Consider the following 19,253-nt stretch of genomic DNA (forward strand, 5'->3'; position numbering starts at 1 on the left):
ACATACCTTTAATGTTTCTTTATTGCCGCGGTATTCAGGGAGTTATCATCTGAATCCGGCTAAAGCGGAAATGCAATACTTTCCGGTATTTATGGGCAGGGAGGCTTTGAAGAAAGTGAATATTCACTAATTTTAACGATCATGAAAAATTACTCATATTTCTTACTCGCACTGATCCTTGCAGGTTGCGTGGAAAATAAAACAAAGGAACAACAGGCAGACAGCACGGTTCAACAGGTAGAAAACAACACCGCTCTTTCTGAGGTACCGGAAACAGCAACACCGGTTGCACCGCCTGCTGCGCCTGAAAAGATCATCAGGGAAAGGGCGCAGGGCAATGTAACGTTGCTGGACTCGGTGAATGGTCATCCTATTGTACAGCTCAATGATAACGTGCAACTGGAAGCCGGTATTCCGGCGAAAGGCTGGGCTTCTACACTGGTCACTACAGAGCTGAGTGAAACACAGACGGAAGGCCAGTTATTGAAGAAGGGCTCGCCCATTATTGCAAATGGTAAAACAGTGGGAAAAGTGCTGGAAGATGTTGTGATAGAAATGACATTTAAGAACGATAAGGGAGTTAATACAGGTGTATTCCATGCAGCGGTACAGCAAAGCAAGATAAAGACCGGTACGATCATAGAAAACGTGCTTGCCGCTTATCTGAAGGAGCATAGCGGCCGTACATTATCTGACATGCAGTCTTTTATCAAACAGTTCCAGCTGGAAGCGCTTGATATCAATAAACCTTATATCGAGTATTATAACTATGAAAGCGCAGCGGATGATCCGTCTCCGGGCTATCGTACCGTATTGGTATTCCACCAGGATAAACTGATCGGCGTGGTTGACTCCAGAACCTTACAGCTGGAAGGGGCAAAACACTATCAGCTTGACAGGGAGTATCATGGTTATTTCTTTACAGATACAGATGAGAAGATCAGGAAGGCCTATATTATGAAGTTTAACCAGTTTGTGAATTCGGCCGACTAAAGTTTAGCCATCTGTTCTTTCATGAGCCGGATCACTAGCGTAGATTCCTCTTGCATGGATTCTATGAGGAAACCGAATTCCGGCTCGCGCTTGACGGTTAGCGTATCTAACTGGTCTGCAATGCGGGCCAGTTTGCCCAGACCGATGATCTGTGAAGTGCCGCGTATTTTATGACCGATGCGGTTGATCTTACGGATGTCGACAGCAGCTGCGGCAGATCGTAATTCTGCAACGGAAGATTGCAGTTCTTCGATGGTCAGTTTTAACAGTTGTTTCAATACAGATCTGTCCTCACCCACCAGATAGGCTTCGAGGGTACCCATATCAAAATGGGCTTCTTTCGCTTCCTGTTCGGTGGTGAGGATCGCAGGTCCCTCTTCGATAACGATGGTCAGCCATTTACGGAACAGTTGTAATAGCTTTTCCTGGACCAACGGCTTGCCGATGAAATCGTTCATACCGGCCTCTATACACTTTTCTCTTTCCCCTTTCAGGTTACCGGCAGTTAATGCAATAATGGGTATACGTTGTCCGCCTGTTATTTCACGGATCTTCTTCGTAGCCTCATAACCGTTCATTACCGGCATTTGTACATCCATGAGGATCAGATCGGGCGTTGTGCCGCGACATACCCGTACGGCCTCAATACCGTCCTGTGCTTCATAGATACGTGCATCATGTGCGATCCTTCTGACTACGGTAGTGGCCAGCAGCATATTGACTGGATTATCCTCTACAATGAGGATATTCAGCCTGCCCCCGATCCATTGTTCTTCTTTTTCTTCTTTCTGATACCTGGTCTTTTTTTCTTTTCGGATCAGCATAGAAAGGCTGTTATAGAGTTCATTTATTTTGATCGGCTTCACCATACGTAATCCTATTTCCAGCTGATCGCAGACCCTGATGATCCTTTCATCGTCGGAAGAGCTGTGCAACAGCACAACCCCATGTTCTCCAGGTAATCTGCCGAATTGATGCCTGATCTTTTTCACTGTTTCCAGACCGTCCATGTATGGCATATGGTAATCCATGAGGATGACGTCATAGTTATCGCCCTTCGACAGGAACTCCAGCGCATCAAATCCGCTACGGGCTTCTGTACAGGCAATGCCTTTCATCGACAACATCTCTTTCAGGATGATACGGTTGTTATCGTTATCGTCCACGATCAATACCTGCCGGATCTTCTCAAGGCTTTCCCATTTATCGGCCGGTGCTTCAGCAGTAGCCAATTCTATATCAAAGAAGAAAGTGCTCCCTTCGTTTATAGTGCTTTTTATCTGTAAATGGCTGCCCATCAGGGCGAGTAGTTTATTGGAAATGGTCAGTCCTAATCCGGTACCACCGTATTTCTTGGTAGTGGAAGCATCTTCCTGACGAAAGGCTTCAAAGATCTTGTATTGCTTTTCCGGTTTAATACCGATGCCTGTATCCCTTACTTCAAAGCGGATGCTCGCCCTTCCATCTTTCTTTATTTCGAGCGGCACTACTTTTAATTCGATCTCGCCACTGCTGGTAAATTTAACTGCGTTTCCCAGCATATTGATCAGGATCTGTTTCAGGCGGACCTCATCGAACCAGGCGAAGCGGGGCAGATTGGTAGACACGTTGAGCAGCATTTCAAGTCCTTTGTGCTGGGCCTGATAGCAGACGATATCACTTACCTGACTGCTGAACTCATAGAGGTCATATTTATCAATATCAAGCTCTAATTTACCTGATTCTATCTTGGAGAAATCGAGGATGTCGTTAATGATACTTAAGAGCGCATTGGCAGACTGGTTTACGATAGATAGGTATTGATGCTGGGTCTCGTTCAGGTCTGTTTTTAATACGAGTTCTGTAAACCCTATCACGCCGTTTAGTGGAGTGCGGATCTCGTGGCTCATGTTAGCCAGAAATTCTGACTTCGCCTTATTGGCTTGCTCCGCCTGTTGTTTAGCGGCTGCGAGGCTCGCCTTTTGGGAGATCAGTTCCTGTTCGGTCTCTTTTGAAACGGAGATATCCTGGAAGGTACCATACAGTCTTTTACATTTACCGTTCTCAAATTCCGCATTGCCGATAGCACGTACCCAACGTTCGTTCCCTTTTGCAGTAACGATCTGTAGTTCGAGGTCCCAGGGCTGTCCTGTTTCGATAATGTCTTTAAGGGCGGCGGTGATCATCTTCCGGCTGTTCCCTTCTTTATAAAAACCGACAGCGGCAGATAAAGTAGGTTTAAAGCCCGGCGGCACTTCGTGAATGGTTTTTGTAATATCCGACCAAAACATTTCTTTGTGCACGAGATCAGCCTCCCATCCGCCTATGCGCGATAACTGGCTGGTACGCTGGAGGATCTCCCGGGTACGTTTCAGGTCTTTCTCTAATTCGAAGAATGCGGGAAAGTCACGTTCACTGATCTTCAATGCTTCTCTACGTCTATGATTAATGATTTCGGTAGTGATATCGGCAATGATCACGTCAATGGCTCTCCGCTGCCGGGCATCAAGTTGCCTCGGCGACTTATCCATGAGGGTTAAAGTGCCAAGCAGCGCTCCGTCTGCAGATGTCAGATCGTATGAAATGTAGAAGGCAGCGTCTTTTTGAGCTATGGCAATGCCATATGCAATGACAACGGATTGCTGTTGATCATTCATGATAGAGATCGTTGCTACCTGTACATTGCAAACCAGAGAGGCTAATTCAGTTTGTCTATTTAATTTCTCCTGTAAGATTTGCATTCAACCACTAAAATCTTTTTCAGTGTAACGAATTCGATGCTGATAATTATTACTGTTCTTATTGCAAAAGCCGTTTATGTAGAGTTGTGAAGATACGTAAATAAATGTATGCTACAACAGCGTGAAAAACAGATAGTTGATACGTTAAAGTTGTTCCGGCCGATATCCGGCGAAATCAGGCACTGATAAGGGTTTAAGAGAACAAGTGTATAAGTTACGTTTGCGGATGTGCTATTTATCGGGGGATATTTATGGACGCTGAACACCAGGCTGGACCATTGCAAAACGGCATAAAATCTAAAGGAAATCTGAATCAGTATTGTTCCTGGAGGGATATGAAATAACGATGCGGATACACAATGGTATGATACCATCGTGCATCCGCAAAGGTATATGCCTTGTTCTTATGCCTTCTCTACAAACTTCTTTAATGAAGTTCCGATCAGCTCTGTCCAACCCATTACAAAGTTCTCCTTTGCGAAAGCCTGTACTGCTGGGAAAGTTTCCAGGCCGGCATGTGTCAGTTTTAAGCGTGTTTTATTGCCCTCCGGGAAGAGTTCGAACGTAACGAAGGAATTTCCTTCGTATCCCTTATACCTCCAGCTGTAGGTCAGTTTCCGGTCTGTTTCGACCTCCGTCACCTTACAAAGATGGTTGTACTCATGTCCTTCGGTACCGATACCGGTAAATTCGAATTCTGTCCCTATTTCGGGCTTAAATGCAGGAACATCGAAATACCACTGTTTCATCTGGTCCTTATTGGTAATGGCGTCCCAGACTTTTTTCACCGGCGCATCATAAGTTCGTTCGATAACAAATGGTTCGCTTTTCATGATCTGTATCATTTTAACATGTTTAGATGAGCAGATAATATATATAACCGATCGGTTACAAATATAAAGGAAACCTTTCGGTTACAGAAATTATTTTCTCAACTACAGCCGGTCTGGGGGATCATATCTTCCTCCGGATGGGTTTCAGTTTACAGTTCTTTGATCATTTTAAAGTGTGGGATCCCTACTTCAGTAAACTGGTCGCCAACAATGGTATATTCGTTTTTAAGGTAGAAATTAACGGCTTCCTGGCGGGCATTCAGCTCAATGCGGGAATACCCCCTTTCACGGGCCACTTCTTCGCTGAACTTTACCATCCGGGTACCGGCATTAATGCCCCGGGCTGTTTCAGCAACCGCTACCTGCCTCATTTTGACATATCCCTGCCCAGGGGTCAGGATAAGCGTACCGATCAGCTCCGTATTATGGAACAGGCCAATATGGATATCGTTTACTTCTTTACTCAGGTCTTCGGTGAGCAGGTCCATGCCAAGCGGCTTACGGAGTATCTCATTCCTGAGTTTCACTTCCTGATCGTAATCGGGTCCCGGACAGGCTATTATTTTTGCGACGAGCTTTTCTGTGTTCATATCTTTCGTTTATTTCTAATCTCCGCAAAATTAGGCCTATCAGCGGAAGAAAAAGAAACAGGACATAAAACAAGTTCCTTTACAAAAAAACTGACAACTCTTTTTCAGTCAGTATTTTGTTTACCGCTAATCTGAGTTCTTCCTCGGAACTGGCAGTGACGTTCACGAGAGAGTAAGCATGCGCTCCCAATAACATGTCCATGCGCCACTCCAGTTGCCTGTTTGTTGTTGCTACACCGTTATCATACCACCATGCTGTATACAGCTGATCTTTGTCCTGCTGCAATAAGGCCGTGTATATTGTATGTCCGGCCACCAATGTCTCCTTCACTTTATACAAGTTATATCCGCTGCCTTTCCAACAGATCATGGGATTGTGCTCGGTATAATAACTGGCCGGGATATGTTTAATGTAAACAAGTAAGGTGTCGTTCTGTATCCTGATAATATTTCCAGGTAAAGGTTGTACAGCGAAGCCCTTCATTGCCGGCAAACCGGATAAGAGTTGATTGCCTGTCTCCCTGGGCTTGTTGACGAGGAATGCTGTTATCAGGCCTACGGGCAATAGTGCGTTCAGCAGGAACAACTTTACTGCAGAACGGAGTATGTAATATTTCCTGTGCAGCACTACCGGTTTGCCGTACCTGCGTACAAGCCAGGGTATGAGGAACAGCAGCGGAACGATCACGTACAACACAAGGCACATCATGCCTGCCACATCGTGCATGATTGTTCCTGGCATAATATTCAGCCACACAATGAAGATGATACGTAAAAGATTAGATACGACGTTCATCAATATCATAGCAGCCAGCAAGGCTAATACCAGCCATAGGTTTAACTCTTTTTTATACTGCTTCTGATAAAAGCCGATAAGTATGATGCCACACAACAATGCAGTTACCATCATTTGTAATCCCATGCAGGTAGGATCTACAGAAAACTCATTGCCATTGCAGATGATCATGTTACCCTGTACGCTGACCTGCTGACCTGCTACCCGGATGGCACTGCCGGCCCATGCGGTCAGTGCCAGGCGTATCGGGAAACTGAACACGTTCATGGCATATTCAAAGATCGGGGACATCATCACCAATACCAGGACGGGCAGGGAATTGATCCGTCCGTAAAAGGTTTCTGCCAGCAACAGGCATCCGCACAAACAGGAAACACAGAGGAATGTTTTGGCAGGTACCAGTAAATACAGGAACAGGGCTGTTACAGCAAGATAAAAATAGCGTGTATTACCTCTTTCGCTTTTGTTGAATGATGTAGTGAAAAGTAATGCGATCACTCCCAGCACAAGTCCGGCATCTAATACCAGATAACGGTGCAGCCCCACCAGCAGCACAAAGCCGTAACATGCAAGCACCGCCAGCGGCCAGCACCGGCCAGCCCGCAGGATGCCTGTTGTTAATGCAAAAAGTCCCTTGCTCATATATTGTCAGTACGTTTGAATAATGCAGGTCTGTATTTCAGGTATGCGATGAGCAGCAGACCGAGTACGATCAATAACCATTCATGCGGTTCCGGCACGGCGCCTTTATTCTTCAGCCCTGCATTTTTCAGACTGTTGTTGCTGTCTTCGATATTAAAGCGGTCATAGTCTGCCTGTGTTTCCAATACCACCAGGCTGGATAAGGGCGTTACTACGTATGCTTCCGCCGCCTCTGCTACAAGCGTATCACTTTCCTGTCCACCGGTCAGCAGACGAGGTCCCATGGCATGCATGATATGATTGTAGGCAAACAAGCGCTTCAGATGGTCCGGTGCTGTAGAGACTTCCGTGCCCGGTGTGCGTGTAATGGTCATACCGGCAGTTTCTATCACAACACGGTTGTCATTTTCAATACTGGATGGGAAACGGTGGTCGTCCAATAACGTTTGCAGACCGGCGATATCTCCCTGGTCATAACGGAAGGTCCTGCATTCCTTGAGCGTTCTGAGGTAAGGCGATAGTTCTCCTCCGAGATTGTACAACATTACATGCTGGTTGCCGCCCAGCCATTTTTTCAGGACCTGTATGAAAGATGTCCGCTCTATATTCTCCTGATCCTGCATAAAAGATACTTCTTCCAGATCATTTATTGCCGGTGAATTAGTAACACTTTTGGTAATGACAAGCGCGGTAGCCGGTTGAGAGATCTGGAAAAACGGGAACAGGCTGAAACGGTCCTCAGCAGCCTGCTCAAACAGTCCGTCAGTATTCGCCGGGGTTACCTGCTCCATCTTATCATTAACGTATACCCAGACACGCTTGTTATTCAGCAAAGCGAGTACGCTGCGGTACTCCTGTTTGCTCCAGGCATTATTGACATCCAGGTATACATCAGCGATATCCGCAGCGGCCAGTTCTTTTCTATAAGGAGACACGGTAAATGTCTGATTATTGTGGCTGAACAACTTGTGCACCAGCCCTTCATCCTTAAAGGAAACTTCCCAGTCTGCCAGGTAAGGGCCACCCGCAGTCAGGCGGTCATCATTTCCTTTACTGAAGATGCCTGACTGGTTGAGATCTGACGGTGGTGTTTCGAAGGAAATGTCAACGTGTTCGCCCGTGCCGGCTATAGATGGACCATCGAAATAAATATTGCGGTACATCAGTTTACCATGTTCCAATGACAATGGCGCGGTGATACCAATTTTAAACTGACGTTCTTCATTATCCAGTACGGGGAATACTCTCACAGTAACGGTATTTCCTTCCTGCCAGTGCACGACCGAAGGATCGCGTTGTTCAACGCCTACAATAGTTTTGTAGGCACTATCGGCTTTTGCTTTAGTAGTGAGAATGCCTTTTTCTTCCTTGTTATTGATCCAGAGGGACAGCGAAGAAACGACCGCTCCTTCAGGAAGATGAAAAATGTAGATGGCCTCTTCACTGTCTCTCCATCGCCCGCGACCGGCATTTCTCATATTCCTTACGCTAACCGTTTTTTCTGTGTATGCCATTCTTAACCGGGGCCATATGCGGGCAGCAGTCTGCACATGGGTAGTTTGCAGATCATCACCCGACCACAAACGCTCTTCTGCCTGGTAACGGGAATCGTACGTAGCCTTCAGCACTTTTATACGATCTTCCTCATACATTGACGAGTTACCGCCTAATGCGGCAGCGATCATTACAAGCGGGTCATGTTTTTTCCCTTCATTCCATCTGGATGGACCGATGCCAAAAAAGGAGTCGCTAGCCCCCCAGGTATCGGGAGTTGTATATACCATATCGGCCTTTAGTATCCTCTCGGTAATGAAATCAGGGGTAATATGCTGGGCGACGTTTAGCCAGCCGGGTAAGTAAGTATCACCTGTAACCGGTCTATAACGAGCCTTATCCATCTCCAGTACTTTAACCCTCCATATCAGTGAGTATACCATTACGATCAGCAGCGTAGTGCCGATACCAGACAAGAATGCCAGTTTATAAGTCCGCTTCTTCGCGTAACTGCGAAGGAACAAACGGATAGTATATAAACAGAATAAAAGCGGAACGAGGGCGTGCAGCGAAATACCAAAGAAAAAACTGGCTATGATACCCAATATAGCATAGGGACCTATATAGATGATCATATACAGGAAACAACAGAAAGACAATCCTAACAGGAAGAACATCGTCACGCGTACGGGAACCGGCATCACGCGCAGAAAGGCAAAGGCCGCATAGTTAACGGTACAGAGCACTATTGTTATGGCAAACCATGTCGTCGATACTTCAAAGATGGTGAAATAGCGGTTGAGGGAGTATGCACTAACCAGGAACATCAACAGGAAAAGAAAAAAAGGATGCAGCCCTTCCCTACCCTTGCGCAATCGTCGGCTGAATAATAAAATACAGAAATAAAGTACGGTAATAGCGTGGTTCATACAGAACCAGATGAATCCTTCTTCTACCGGTATGAGGACCGGCATCAGGTCGGGAATAATGAAAACGATCAGGGTAACAGCGAGGAGTATCAATCCTGCGCAATAGATCGGATCACTAAAATGTTTTCTTATAATTTTCAAAGGTATAGTTTGTCTGTTCATAATTAAATCACTTTGAATCACAAAGCACGTAGGGCTAAAAAAACAGGCTGTAGCCCGTTTAGATGTTTAATATTTACTTTGAGATACAAAGTAAGTAAAAGAAAATGATCTATGCAAATTCCATGTCAAAAAAAAGTGCTATCTTCTGACATCGCGACCTACCTCCGCAGGTATAATATTTGGTCCTGTAATTATAACACATTAAACGACAACACGATGAAAGCAATCTGGCAGAATGAGGTCATAGCGGAAAGCGATAATACTGTGGTAGTCGAGAACAATCATTACTTTCCTCCATCATCAGTAAAGACGACCTTACTGAGTCCTTCTAAAACGCATACGCACTGCCCGTGGAAGGGAGACGCCTCTTACTACGACGTTAACATTCACGGTAAAACAAACAGGGATGCCGCCTGGTATTATCCTGAGCCCATGAAAGCGGCGGAGAACATTAAAGGCTACATTGCCTTTTGGAAAGGAGTAGAAGTTGTACAATAAGAAACCTCTAAACACAAAGCTGAGTCATGAGAAAATTTGATGCAATTATCGTTGGCTCCGGCCAGGGCGGTATTCCGTTGGCTAAAAAGCTTGCGAAAGCCGGCTGGCAAACAGCCATCATTGAGAAAAGATGGATCGGTGGCACCTGTATCAACGATGGGTGTACGCCTACCAAATCGATGATCGCCTGTGGTGCGGCTGCGCACATCATTGCTAATAGCGAGGAATGGGGTATTACCGTGAGTGATTTTAAAGTAGACCTTGAGAAGATCGTTGCAAGAAAGAATAAAGTCGTGCAATCTTTCCGGCAAGGCAATATCAAAGGGTTGGAGAAAACAGAAGGGCTGACCATCATGTATGGAGAAGCTGTTTTTAGTGGTGATAAAACACTGACGGTAACTTTAAAGGACGGCGGGCAGGAAGAGATCGCTGCGGATCATATTTTCCTCAACACCGGCACGCTACCGACGATACCACCGATACCCGGTCTTGACAGTGTCAACTATCTCACTAACACGACCATCATGGAGCTTACCAAACTACCATCTCATCTGATAGTATTGGGAAGCGGTTATGTGGGACTGGAATTTGGTCAGCTGTTCCGCAGGCTCGGCTGTCAGGTGACGATCATTGACAAGAACAAGCAATTGCTGAATCATGAAGATGAGGATGTTGCTGTAGCTGTTAGAAAGGTCATGGAAGCTTCAGGCGTTACGATGGTTAGCAGTGCTAATGTTCAGAAGGTAGAACAAACCGGTGATGTGATCAGGTTACAACTGACAGCTAACGGGGAGACGCACGCTATCACGGGTTCTCATCTGCTGGTTGCGGTGGGCCGTACGCCACAGTCCAAATCTTTGCTGCCGGAGAAAACAGGGCTTAAACTTGACGAAAAAGGATACATCCCAGTTAATGATAAACTGGAAACGAACGTACCGGGTATTTATGTGATAGGTGATGTGAAGGGCGGACCGGCGTTCACACATATTTCTTACAATGACTATCTTGTTATTTATAAAAATATCATCAACAAGGAAAATATTTCTATCAAAGACAGACCTATCCCCTACTGCATGTTCACAGATCCACAACTGGGTCGTGTGGGTATGACAGAAAAGGAGGCAAAACAAGCCGGTTATAAAATAAAGATCGCCTGCCTTGACATGACAAGAGTAGCGCGGGCCATTGAAACCGGCAATACCCAGGGCTTTATGAAAGCCGTTATAGATTCTAACACGGATAAATTACTAGGAGTTGCTATCTTGGGGCCGGAAGGCGGAGAAGTGATGTCAGTTTTGCAGATGGCAATTATTGGTGGAATAACAGTGACACAATTAAAAGAAATGATCTTCGCACACCCATTATACTCAGAGTCTATCAACAATTTATTTATGACGCTGGACAGGTAGCCGGCAACAAAGTGCGGATTAAAATCCTCAATGGATCCCAACCATGATAAAACTTGAACATGTCAACAAATCTTTCCATAACAGCAAGCTGGCTGTCAGGGATGTATCCTTCGAAGTGAACACGGGGGAAACACTGATATTGCTTGGTACAAGCGGCAGCGGAAAGACGACAACCCTACGCATGATCAACCGGCTGATTGCTCCGGATAGCGGAGAAATACATGTGAATGGCGAGCAGGTAAATGCACAGCAAATTGAATCGTTAAGACGGAATATCGGGTATGTATTGCAGGATAATGGTCTCTTTCCTCATTATACGGTTGCCGAAAACATTGGCATTGTACCCACATTGCTCAAATGGGATAAAAAACGCATAGAAGAACGGACACGTTCTTTGATGGAGAAGCTGCATTTGTCTGCAGCGGACCATTACCATGCGTATCCGCAGCAACTTAGCGGCGGACAGCAGCAAAGGGTCGGACTGGCGAGGGCACTCGCTGCTGACCCTCCGGTATTACTGATGGACGAACCTTTCGGAGCACTTGATCCGGTAACACGGGCCAGTGTGAGGAAAGAATTCAGAACACTGGATGAGATCAGCAATAAAACTGTGATTATTGTCACACACGATGTGCAGGAAGCTTTCGAACTTGGCGACAGGATCTGCCTGATGGACGATGGTGCTATACAGCAATTGGGAACACCGGCAGAACTGTTATTTCAGCCTGCCAATGATTTCGTTAGCAGTTTCTTCCATGAACAACGTTTCTTACTGGAATTAAATGCATTGCGGCTGGCGGATATCAGGCCCTGGCTGGATATGTCTGTGCCTGCTGAAAGCAACGGTCCGGTCCTGCATGGAGATGATTCCTGCTGGGACGCGCTGGAGCAGCTGACTACGCTGTCTGCTCCCGTCACTATTTCATTTGAAGATGCGCTCATTCGCCTTGACACAAGCGAATTGATGCATGCCTTTACTCAGTATAAGCAAACTGTCAGCGGACATGGAAGAACAACCGGGCTTTCCTGAATTTGTGCAACAGCAAGCCGGCAAATTGCTGGAACAGACGTTGCAACATATCGGGCTTACATTTATTTCTTTGTTGATTGCCGTGATAATAGGCGTGCCGCTGGGCATCCTGATCACGCGCAGAAAAAAACTGGCAGGCATTGTACTGGGAATTGCAGGCGTATTGCAAACCATTCCCAGCATTGCGTTGTTAGGGTTTATGATACCATTGTTAGGCATCGGCGCTAAACCGGCTATCGTGGCATTGTTCCTTTATGCGTTGCTGCCTATCATCAGGAATACTTACACTGGTATCCTGCAGGTTGACCCGACGGTCATTGACGCGGCAACAGGCATGGGTATGAGTAAAAAGCAATTACTTTATCAGGTGCAACTGCCACTGGCAATGCCGGTATTATTGGCAGGAATACGGACCGCTACTGTCATCAATGTAGGCGTGGCTACCCTTGCTGCATATATTGCAGCCGGCGGATTAGGAGAATTCATTTTCGGCGGCATTGCCCTGAATAATTCGAATATGATACTGGCAGGCGCCATTCCGTCAGCATTATTAGCCATCCTCTTTGACTGGGGCATCGCCCGATTACAAAAGGTAAGAATGCAGAAGGTCAAAACGGCACTTTATCTGTTACCTTTCCTGTTAGTCATATTGTCATCTTTCTATCTTCTGCCGGCGGCTTATGGAACAAGTCTTGTGGCAGGGTTCACGCCTGAATTCATGGGCAGAAAAGATGGCAGTCTGGGGTTAAAACAGGTATATGGGCTTGACATGCGGACTGTCGTGATCAGTGACATGATCATGTACAAAGCGGCTTATGAAAAGACGCTGGATGTGATCAGCGGCAGTACTACAGACGGCAGGGTAAAGGCTTTTGACTTACAGGCGCTTGAAGACGATAAACATATTTTTCCGCCTTATTATGCGGCCCCGATAGCACGTCAGGAGACACTTGATAAGTATCCGGAGCTGGAACCTGTGCTGAATAAACTATCTGGTATAATTAATGATAGTATAATGACTGAGCTGAACTACAGGGTCGATTATCAGAAACAGGACCCGGCGGCTGTAGCCAGCGATTTTTTAAAAGCTAAAGGATTATTGCAGACTGCGAGACATGGTACTAAGGGAACCATTGTAATAGGCGCCAAGATGTTTGGCGATGGTTATGTCCTGGCCAATATCTATAAATTATTGGTGAACGGATATACGGACCTGGAAGCTGTGACAAAAACAGGTTTGGGGGGCACCAAGATAGCATTTGAGGCACTTACCAATGGTCAGATAGATCTTTACCCGGAATATTCTGGCACCGGATTACTGGTGATCCTGCAGACCAATAAAGCTGTTGTTGACACATTGATCAGCGATAAGCAGAAAGTATATGACTATGTTTCGAGAGAATTTATGCAACGGTACCGGATCAAATGGTTACCTCCTGTCGGCTTCAATAACACATATGCATTAATGATGCGCAGGCAACAGGCCGCGGATTTGCATATCACCACTATAACAGACTTAAAGGAATATTTACTGCATCACTAACACCAGCATATGCAATTGAAAAATGATTTTAATACCGTGCGAAAAAGGTCCATGCATATCTGCGCACCCTTGAAAACGGAAGACTATGTGGTCCAGCCAGTCGTGGATGTTAGTCCGCCGAAATGGCACCTGGGCCATACCACCTGGTTCTTTGAAACATTTCTTTTAAAACCACATGTTCCCGGTTACAAAGAATTTGATCCGAACTACAATTTTGTATTCAATAGTTATTACGAAACTGTAGGCGCCAGGGTGATACGTACGGACAGAGGTAATTTAAGTCGCCCGGCAGTAGAAGACGTTATGCGCTACCGTGAGCATGTTGACAAAGCGATGTCATCGTTCCTGGAAACGGAACTGACGGACGAATTACGTACCCTGGTCGTATTAGGCCTGAACCATGAAGAGCAGCACCAGGAGTTGTTGTATACCGACATCAAATACATATTGGGACATAATCCGCTGATGCCGGCATATTCTGAAACGGCAGCGCCTAATTATACTGCGCCCGCGTCGGGCACTCCTTTCCTGCAAATGGCAGCGGGTTTGTACGAAATCGGTTACGATGGAGACGGCTTCTGTTTCGATAATGAGCTGGGCAGACATAAGGTTTACCTGCAGGATTATCAGATCAGCACACAGCTGGTGACCAACGGGGAATACCTTGCGTTCATGGAAGCGGGTGGTTACGGAGATTTCCGTCACTGGCATGCGGAAGGTTGGGACTGGGTAAAAAGAGAGCAGGCAAAAGCGCCGTTATACTGGCATTTTGTAGATGGCAAGTGGCAGCATTATACATGGCAGGGATTACAGCCCGTAGCGATGGACGATCCGCTTTGTCATATCAGTTATTATGAAGCAACAGCCTACGCGGCGTGGAAAGGAATGCGTCTTCCTACTGAGTTTGAATGGGAGGCAGCTTCTCCACAACTGGCCTGGGGCCAGCGCTGGGAATGGACAGAAAGCGCTTATCTGCCTTATCCGGGCTTCACGAAAGCACCCGGAGCTATCGGTGAATACAATGGTAAATTTATGGTCAGCCAGATGGTGCTGCGGGGAGGATCGGAAGTAACACCTCCCAATCACAGCCGTCCTACGTACCGCAATTTCTTCCATCCTTCATTGAGATGGCAGTTCACCGGTATCAGGCTGGCGAAATAATAATTCTCTTTACACTTAACAATTACATTATGGCCACCACTTCTGTAATGCATACGGTATTAGTTCCTGTAAAACAGGACAGGCTGGAGATATTTTCACAGGATGTGACCCGCGGTCTCAGCGCAAAGAACAAATACCTGAACTCCAAATATTTCTATGACGCGGAAGGCGACCGCCTATTCCAGGAGATCATGCGTTGCCATGAGTACTATCTGACGGATTGTGAGATGGAAATATTACAGGAGCAGTCAGCTTTGATCAGTAAGACGATCCTCTCTCATGCCAAACAATTTGACGTAGTGGAACTTGGTGCGGGAGATGCTACTAAATCCATTCACCTGCTGAAGGAACTGTTAAAGACGGGACAGGATTTCACTTATTATCCGGTGGATATTTCAGGTAATGTAATTACGCAGCTGGAGCAATCATTGCCCAAACAATTACCTGCGCTGAAAATGCACGGCCTTAATGGTGAGTATTTCGAAATGCTGCAGCAGGCCGGCGTATTATCGCATAAGAATAAGGTTGTGTTGTGCATGGGCGGTAATATCGGCAACTTCTCTCCTTCAGAAGCGAGGAAGTTCTGTCGTCAGTTGCGCAGCTACCTGCAACCCGGCGACCTCGTGATCATCGGGATTGATCTAAAGAAGCATCCGAGGATCATCCTCGATGCATATAACGATACGGGCGGCTTCACAAGGGACTTCAACCTTAATTTGCTGAAGCGCATTAACCGGGAACTGGAAGGTAATTTTGATATCACGAAGTTTGATCATTATGCTACTTATGATCCGGGAACAGGGGCTTGTAAGAGCTATCTTGTGAGCCTGGAAGAACAGGATGTGAAGATCGGTGATCAGACGTTCCACTTCTCACTTGATGAGCCGATCTATATGGAGATCTCGCAGAAATATGATCTGGAATCGATCGAGCAGATGGCTACGCAATCGGGCTTTGAAACGGTAACGGATTTCTTTGACAGTCGCAGATGGTTTGCCGACTGTATGTGGTTGTGCGTATAATGTCGGAGAAAAATATATTGTGCCGGGGTGTAACATCTAAAATGTTATACCCCGGCCTATTTTTTCTGAGGTGTCATTTATCCGACGTTGATACCGGTATATTATTCCCCGGCATTACGTTCCCGGGGTTTACACCCCGCGTTACAAACAAGGGATTCCTACGGAGTCCTATTGTGTTTTGTTAGTATTGTGTTTTGTTAGTTTACATATGTCTATCTATGATTTCCAGGCTCCTAATAATCTTCTTAATACGATGATCTCTCCGGTGTGATAGCTGGTATGGTCGGCTATTAGTAATGCTTCACGCAGCAGATGCTGGCCGTCGCCATGTGGAAAGGGTGCGTACAGATCGGCTTTAGGGTCTTTTAACAGACCAATAAATTCTTTCAGGTCGCTTTTGATCTCTGCAAGACATTTCTTCCAGGCGGATTCGCTGGCAGGCACAGCTTCTTTGGGCCAGTATCCTTCGGGCCATGAGGGAGATTCATGTTCAGGGTTGCGGGAAAATTCCAGTATATCCCACTGCGTTATGCGTATGTGCTCTACTAACTGCCAGATGCTATAAGGCATTCCTTCAGGTACCACTCCCCGCAGTTCAGCAGGCAGCTGTTTTACAGCGTCATCGAAGGTAGCATGTGCATGCCCTCCTATTAGGAATTGTTCCAGCGTTTTTATGAGCTCTTTATTGTTTGTTGCCGTCATTGTTTAAAGATTATTGATGTGTTAAATGATTATTGATGTGTTGATTCGATGCGTTGAATCGATGCGTTGAAGATATCGATGTGCTGAAGATAATTGAGTTCCGGTTCTTCCTTCAATAAAAGTGCCAGCCGAAATAATTTGCTTACTTACTTACAAGTAAGTAATTTTGTAGTCTATGCAGGATACAAAAGAGAGAATTATTTCATTGGCGGACCAGCTGATAAAGACCAGGGGATATAATGCCTTTAGCTATAAGGATATATCTGATCCTCTGGAGATAAAGAATGCCGCAATACATTATCATTTCCCCACCAAAACAGACCTCGGAATAGCGGTAGTAGATATTGAGGTTGAACGCTTTACGACACAAACGGCCAAGTTGGCGGCACAACCGGAAGATAAACAGCTGAAGTTCTTATTTGACACGTTCAATAAGAAGAATAAAGAAGGGATGGTGTGCCTGATGGGCTCATTATCACCGGATTATGAAACATTTCCGACTGTCTTGCAGGAAAAGGTGACGAGTATGTCCTCCGCATTCCTGGACTGGACGGCAGGCTGCCTGGAGAGGGGCAGGGAAAAGGGGCTGTTCCGGTTCGACGGGGATGCATATGACAGGGCTTTACTGGTGATGAGTAATTTGCTGGCATCGTTGCTGCTGAGTAGGGTGATGGGCAATAAGATATTCGGCAGGATTACGAACCAGTTACTAAAAGACCTGAACGCAAAAAAATAACAGGAACGTAGTAACAGCGACAAGCATCGCACGGGAAAGAGAAAACAAATTGTGATCAATTAGTAAATCAAAAATATCTGAATGCAGGAAAATAATCGGGAGTGTAGTAACAGCTGCAAACATCTCCCGGGGAAAGAAAAACAAATTTTAATCAATTAGCAAATCAACAATACATGCAAACATTAAAAAGAGCAGTAATTACCGGTTTAGGCGCACTGACACCTATTGGTAATAACGTAACTGATTTCTGGAATAATCTGGTAGCAGGTAAAAGCGGAGCTGCGCGTATAACGAAGTTCAATCCGGACCCTTTCAGAACACAGTTTGCCGGTGAACTAAAAGACTATGATCCGGCGAAACTGCTGGACCGCAATGATATACGTAAGACCGATCCATTCACACAATATGCACTGGTTGCTGCGCAACAGGCAGTGACAGATTCAGGGCTGGATTTCTCCAAAATGGACCCGTTCGACAGTGGAGTGATCTGGGGATCTGGTCAGGGCGGTATGCAGACATTTGAAGAGCAGGTAAAAGAATATACTGTTGGTAATTATGTACCACGTTTCAATCCTTTTTTTGTACCTAAACTGATCGCCAATATGGCATCGGGCATGATCTCTATCAGGTTTGGACTAATGGGTATCAACTATACGACAGTTTCCGCCTGCTCCACTTCCAATACAGCCATTATGGATGCATTAAACTACATCAGGCTGGGCAAAGCGAAAGTGATCATTACCGGTGGATCTGAAGCACCGATCACGGAAGCCTCTGTAGGTGGCTTCTGCGCTATGAAGGCGATGTCTACCCGTAATGATGATCCGGCAACAGCGTCAAGGCCATTTGATACGGAAAGGGATGGTTTTGTGATGGGAGAAGGTGCGGGCGCCCTGGTAGTAGAAGAGTATGAACATGCGGTAGCCAGAGGCGCGCATATCTATGCAGAACTGGTAGGTGCATCCATGACGGCAGATGCGTATCATATGACGGCGACACATCCAGAAGGATTGGGCGCATTAACGGCTATGAGGAAGGCATTGGAAGATGCGGAGCTTACTCCGGCTGATGTGGATTATTTAAATGTGCATGCTACCTCTACTCCGGTAGGCGATTTAAGTGAGCTGGCAGCTATAAGGGCACTGTTCGGAGATGCACCGGAACATCTGTCAATCAGCGCTACCAAGTCCATGACAGGCCACTTATTGGGAGCCGCAGGCGCTATAGAAGCGATTGCCGCTATCAAGAGCATCAACAACGGCATTATTCCTCCAACTATCAATACGACGAACCTGGACCCAGCTATTCCGGCCGGCTTACAGATCGTACTCGGCAAAGCCATAGAGAAGAAGGTACGTGTGGCGATGAGTAATACCTTTGGGTTCGGCGGACATAACGGTATTGTGGTGTTCAGGGAAATGAAATAATTATGTCCCTAACTATCTCCCTTTAAGGGGAGTGAGCAGCCCCGTAAGGCCGTTCAGTTTTATTTCATACAGCGTAGCCAGCAGCATCCCCAGCTTGCCTTCCGGAAACCCCTTACGCTGAAACCATTCCAGGTACGAAACCGGCAGATCACACAGCAATGTATCCTTGTATTTGCCGTACGGCATCTTCATCGTTACCAGCTGGTTAAATATTTCCCTGTCAGGTTGAGCAAATTCCATTAGTGATTGATTTTAAATCGGATTCGTCACAAATATAGGACGACAAGTGCCGTGTTGCGAAAAAAAACTACATTTTTTTCGTTCTCTAAATCCATACGTCAAATTCATACGTAAGTACCATCATTATTAGAATTATTCTATATCTGTGCACGTAGAGCAGCATTCGTTTTAGGGACAATATTAAGAGAACAAACATTTATGGACGACTTTAGACTTCTTTAGCGTGAGGTCAACTTTATTATGCTTTCACCTATACTATAATAATGAGTTTTTTCATTTTGCAGTGTTGTAAACTTTTTGATTAAACATCCCCCCAGAAGAGTGGT

At 45.8% G+C, this 19,253-nt stretch carries 16 protein-coding genes; 9 read left to right on the forward strand and 7 right to left on the reverse strand.

What is annotated here, in order from left to right; translation table 11 throughout:
- Positions 1-141: 141 nt before the first annotated feature.
- Complete coding sequence (locus C7475_RS05630; protein ID WP_110052038.1) at positions 142-993, forward strand: hypothetical protein; 852 nt, start codon at positions 142-144, stop codon at positions 991-993.
- Here C7475_RS05630 and C7475_RS05635 read toward each other — a convergent pair.
- The 5 genes from C7475_RS05635 to C7475_RS05655 form a co-directional block, all read right to left on the reverse strand.
- Positions 990-3,713: a response regulator gene (locus C7475_RS05635; RefSeq protein WP_110052041.1), complete on the reverse strand. Its 2,724-nt coding sequence runs from the start codon at positions 3,711-3,713 to the stop codon at positions 990-992. The genes C7475_RS05630 and C7475_RS05635 overlap by 4 nt on opposite strands.
- A gap of 404 nt (positions 3,714-4,117) precedes the next feature.
- Complete coding sequence (locus C7475_RS05640) at positions 4,118-4,546, reverse strand: SRPBCC domain-containing protein (RefSeq protein ID WP_110052827.1); 429 nt, start codon at positions 4,544-4,546, stop codon at positions 4,118-4,120.
- 149 nt (positions 4,547-4,695) lie between these two features.
- Entirely contained in the window at positions 4,696-5,136 is a 441-nt protein-coding gene (locus C7475_RS05645) for a GNAT family N-acetyltransferase (RefSeq protein WP_110052044.1), read from the reverse strand.
- A gap of 79 nt (positions 5,137-5,215) precedes the next feature.
- Entirely contained in the window at positions 5,216-6,574 is a 1,359-nt protein-coding gene (gene xrtN, locus C7475_RS05650; RefSeq protein WP_110052046.1) for an exosortase N, read from the reverse strand.
- Entirely contained in the window at positions 6,571-9,159 is a 2,589-nt protein-coding gene (locus C7475_RS05655; protein WP_110052056.1) for an XrtN system VIT domain-containing protein, read from the reverse strand. The genes xrtN and C7475_RS05655 overlap by 4 nt, the downstream gene beginning before the upstream one ends.
- 216 nt (positions 9,160-9,375) lie before the next feature.
- Between C7475_RS05655 and C7475_RS05660 the strand changes: the two genes are divergently transcribed.
- The 6 genes from C7475_RS05660 to C7475_RS05685 are packed head-to-tail and all read left to right on the forward strand — an operon-like array spanning position 9,376 to position 15,822.
- The gene (locus tag C7475_RS05660; protein ID WP_110052059.1) at positions 9,376-9,657 is read left to right on the forward strand and encodes a DUF427 domain-containing protein; all 282 of its coding nucleotides are present in this window, start codon (positions 9,376-9,378) and stop codon (positions 9,655-9,657) included.
- Positions 9,658-9,683: 26 nt separating this feature from the next.
- Positions 9,684-11,066: a mercuric reductase gene (locus C7475_RS05665; RefSeq protein ID WP_110052061.1), complete on the forward strand. Its 1,383-nt coding sequence runs from the start codon at positions 9,684-9,686 to the stop codon at positions 11,064-11,066.
- Between the two features lie 43 nt (positions 11,067-11,109).
- Complete coding sequence (locus C7475_RS05670; protein WP_110052063.1) at positions 11,110-12,096, forward strand: ABC transporter ATP-binding protein; 987 nt, start codon at positions 11,110-11,112, stop codon at positions 12,094-12,096.
- Positions 12,071-13,639 (forward strand): ABC transporter permease/substrate-binding protein, encoded by a 1,569-nt coding sequence (locus tag C7475_RS05675; RefSeq protein WP_110052066.1) that lies wholly within the window; start codon positions 12,071-12,073, stop codon positions 13,637-13,639. Before C7475_RS05670 ends, C7475_RS05675 begins: the two co-directional genes overlap by 26 nt.
- A 9-nt stretch (positions 13,640-13,648) precedes the next feature.
- Positions 13,649-14,800, forward strand: a complete 1,152-nt coding sequence (gene egtB, locus C7475_RS05680; protein ID WP_110052068.1) for an ergothioneine biosynthesis protein EgtB — start codon at positions 13,649-13,651, stop codon at positions 14,798-14,800.
- Between the two features lie 29 nt (positions 14,801-14,829).
- Positions 14,830-15,822 carry an L-histidine N(alpha)-methyltransferase gene (locus tag C7475_RS05685; RefSeq protein WP_110052070.1) on the forward strand — a complete coding sequence of 331 codons (993 nt, stop codon included), beginning with the start codon at positions 14,830-14,832 and terminating at the stop codon, positions 15,820-15,822.
- A gap of 216 nt (positions 15,823-16,038) precedes the next feature.
- Here the strand turns inward: C7475_RS05685 and C7475_RS05690 are convergent, their stop codons facing one another.
- Positions 16,039-16,524, reverse strand: a complete 486-nt coding sequence (locus tag C7475_RS05690) for a DinB family protein (RefSeq protein ID WP_110052072.1) — start codon at positions 16,522-16,524, stop codon at positions 16,039-16,041.
- Positions 16,525-16,699: 175 nt separating this feature from the next.
- On the opposite strand from C7475_RS05690, the gene C7475_RS05695 reads away from it, so the two are divergent.
- On the forward strand, positions 16,700-17,260 hold the full coding sequence (locus tag C7475_RS05695) for a TetR/AcrR family transcriptional regulator (RefSeq protein WP_110052074.1): 561 nt from the start codon (positions 16,700-16,702) through the stop codon (positions 17,258-17,260).
- Positions 17,261-17,433: 173 nt separating this feature from the next.
- Positions 17,434-18,687 carry a beta-ketoacyl-ACP synthase II gene (gene fabF, locus C7475_RS05700; protein ID WP_110052076.1) on the forward strand — a complete coding sequence of 418 codons (1,254 nt, stop codon included), beginning with the start codon at positions 17,434-17,436 and terminating at the stop codon, positions 18,685-18,687.
- A 12-nt stretch (positions 18,688-18,699) separates the two neighbouring features.
- Here fabF and C7475_RS05705 read toward each other — a convergent pair whose 3' ends face one another.
- Entirely contained in the window at positions 18,700-18,927 is a 228-nt protein-coding gene (locus C7475_RS05705; RefSeq protein WP_110052079.1) for a DUF3820 family protein, read from the reverse strand.
- Positions 18,928-19,253: the final 326 nt, after the last annotated feature.

Source organism: Chitinophaga sp. S165 (genome assembly GCF_003182155.1).
Classification (GTDB): Bacteria; Bacteroidota; Bacteroidia; order Chitinophagales; family Chitinophagaceae; genus Chitinophaga.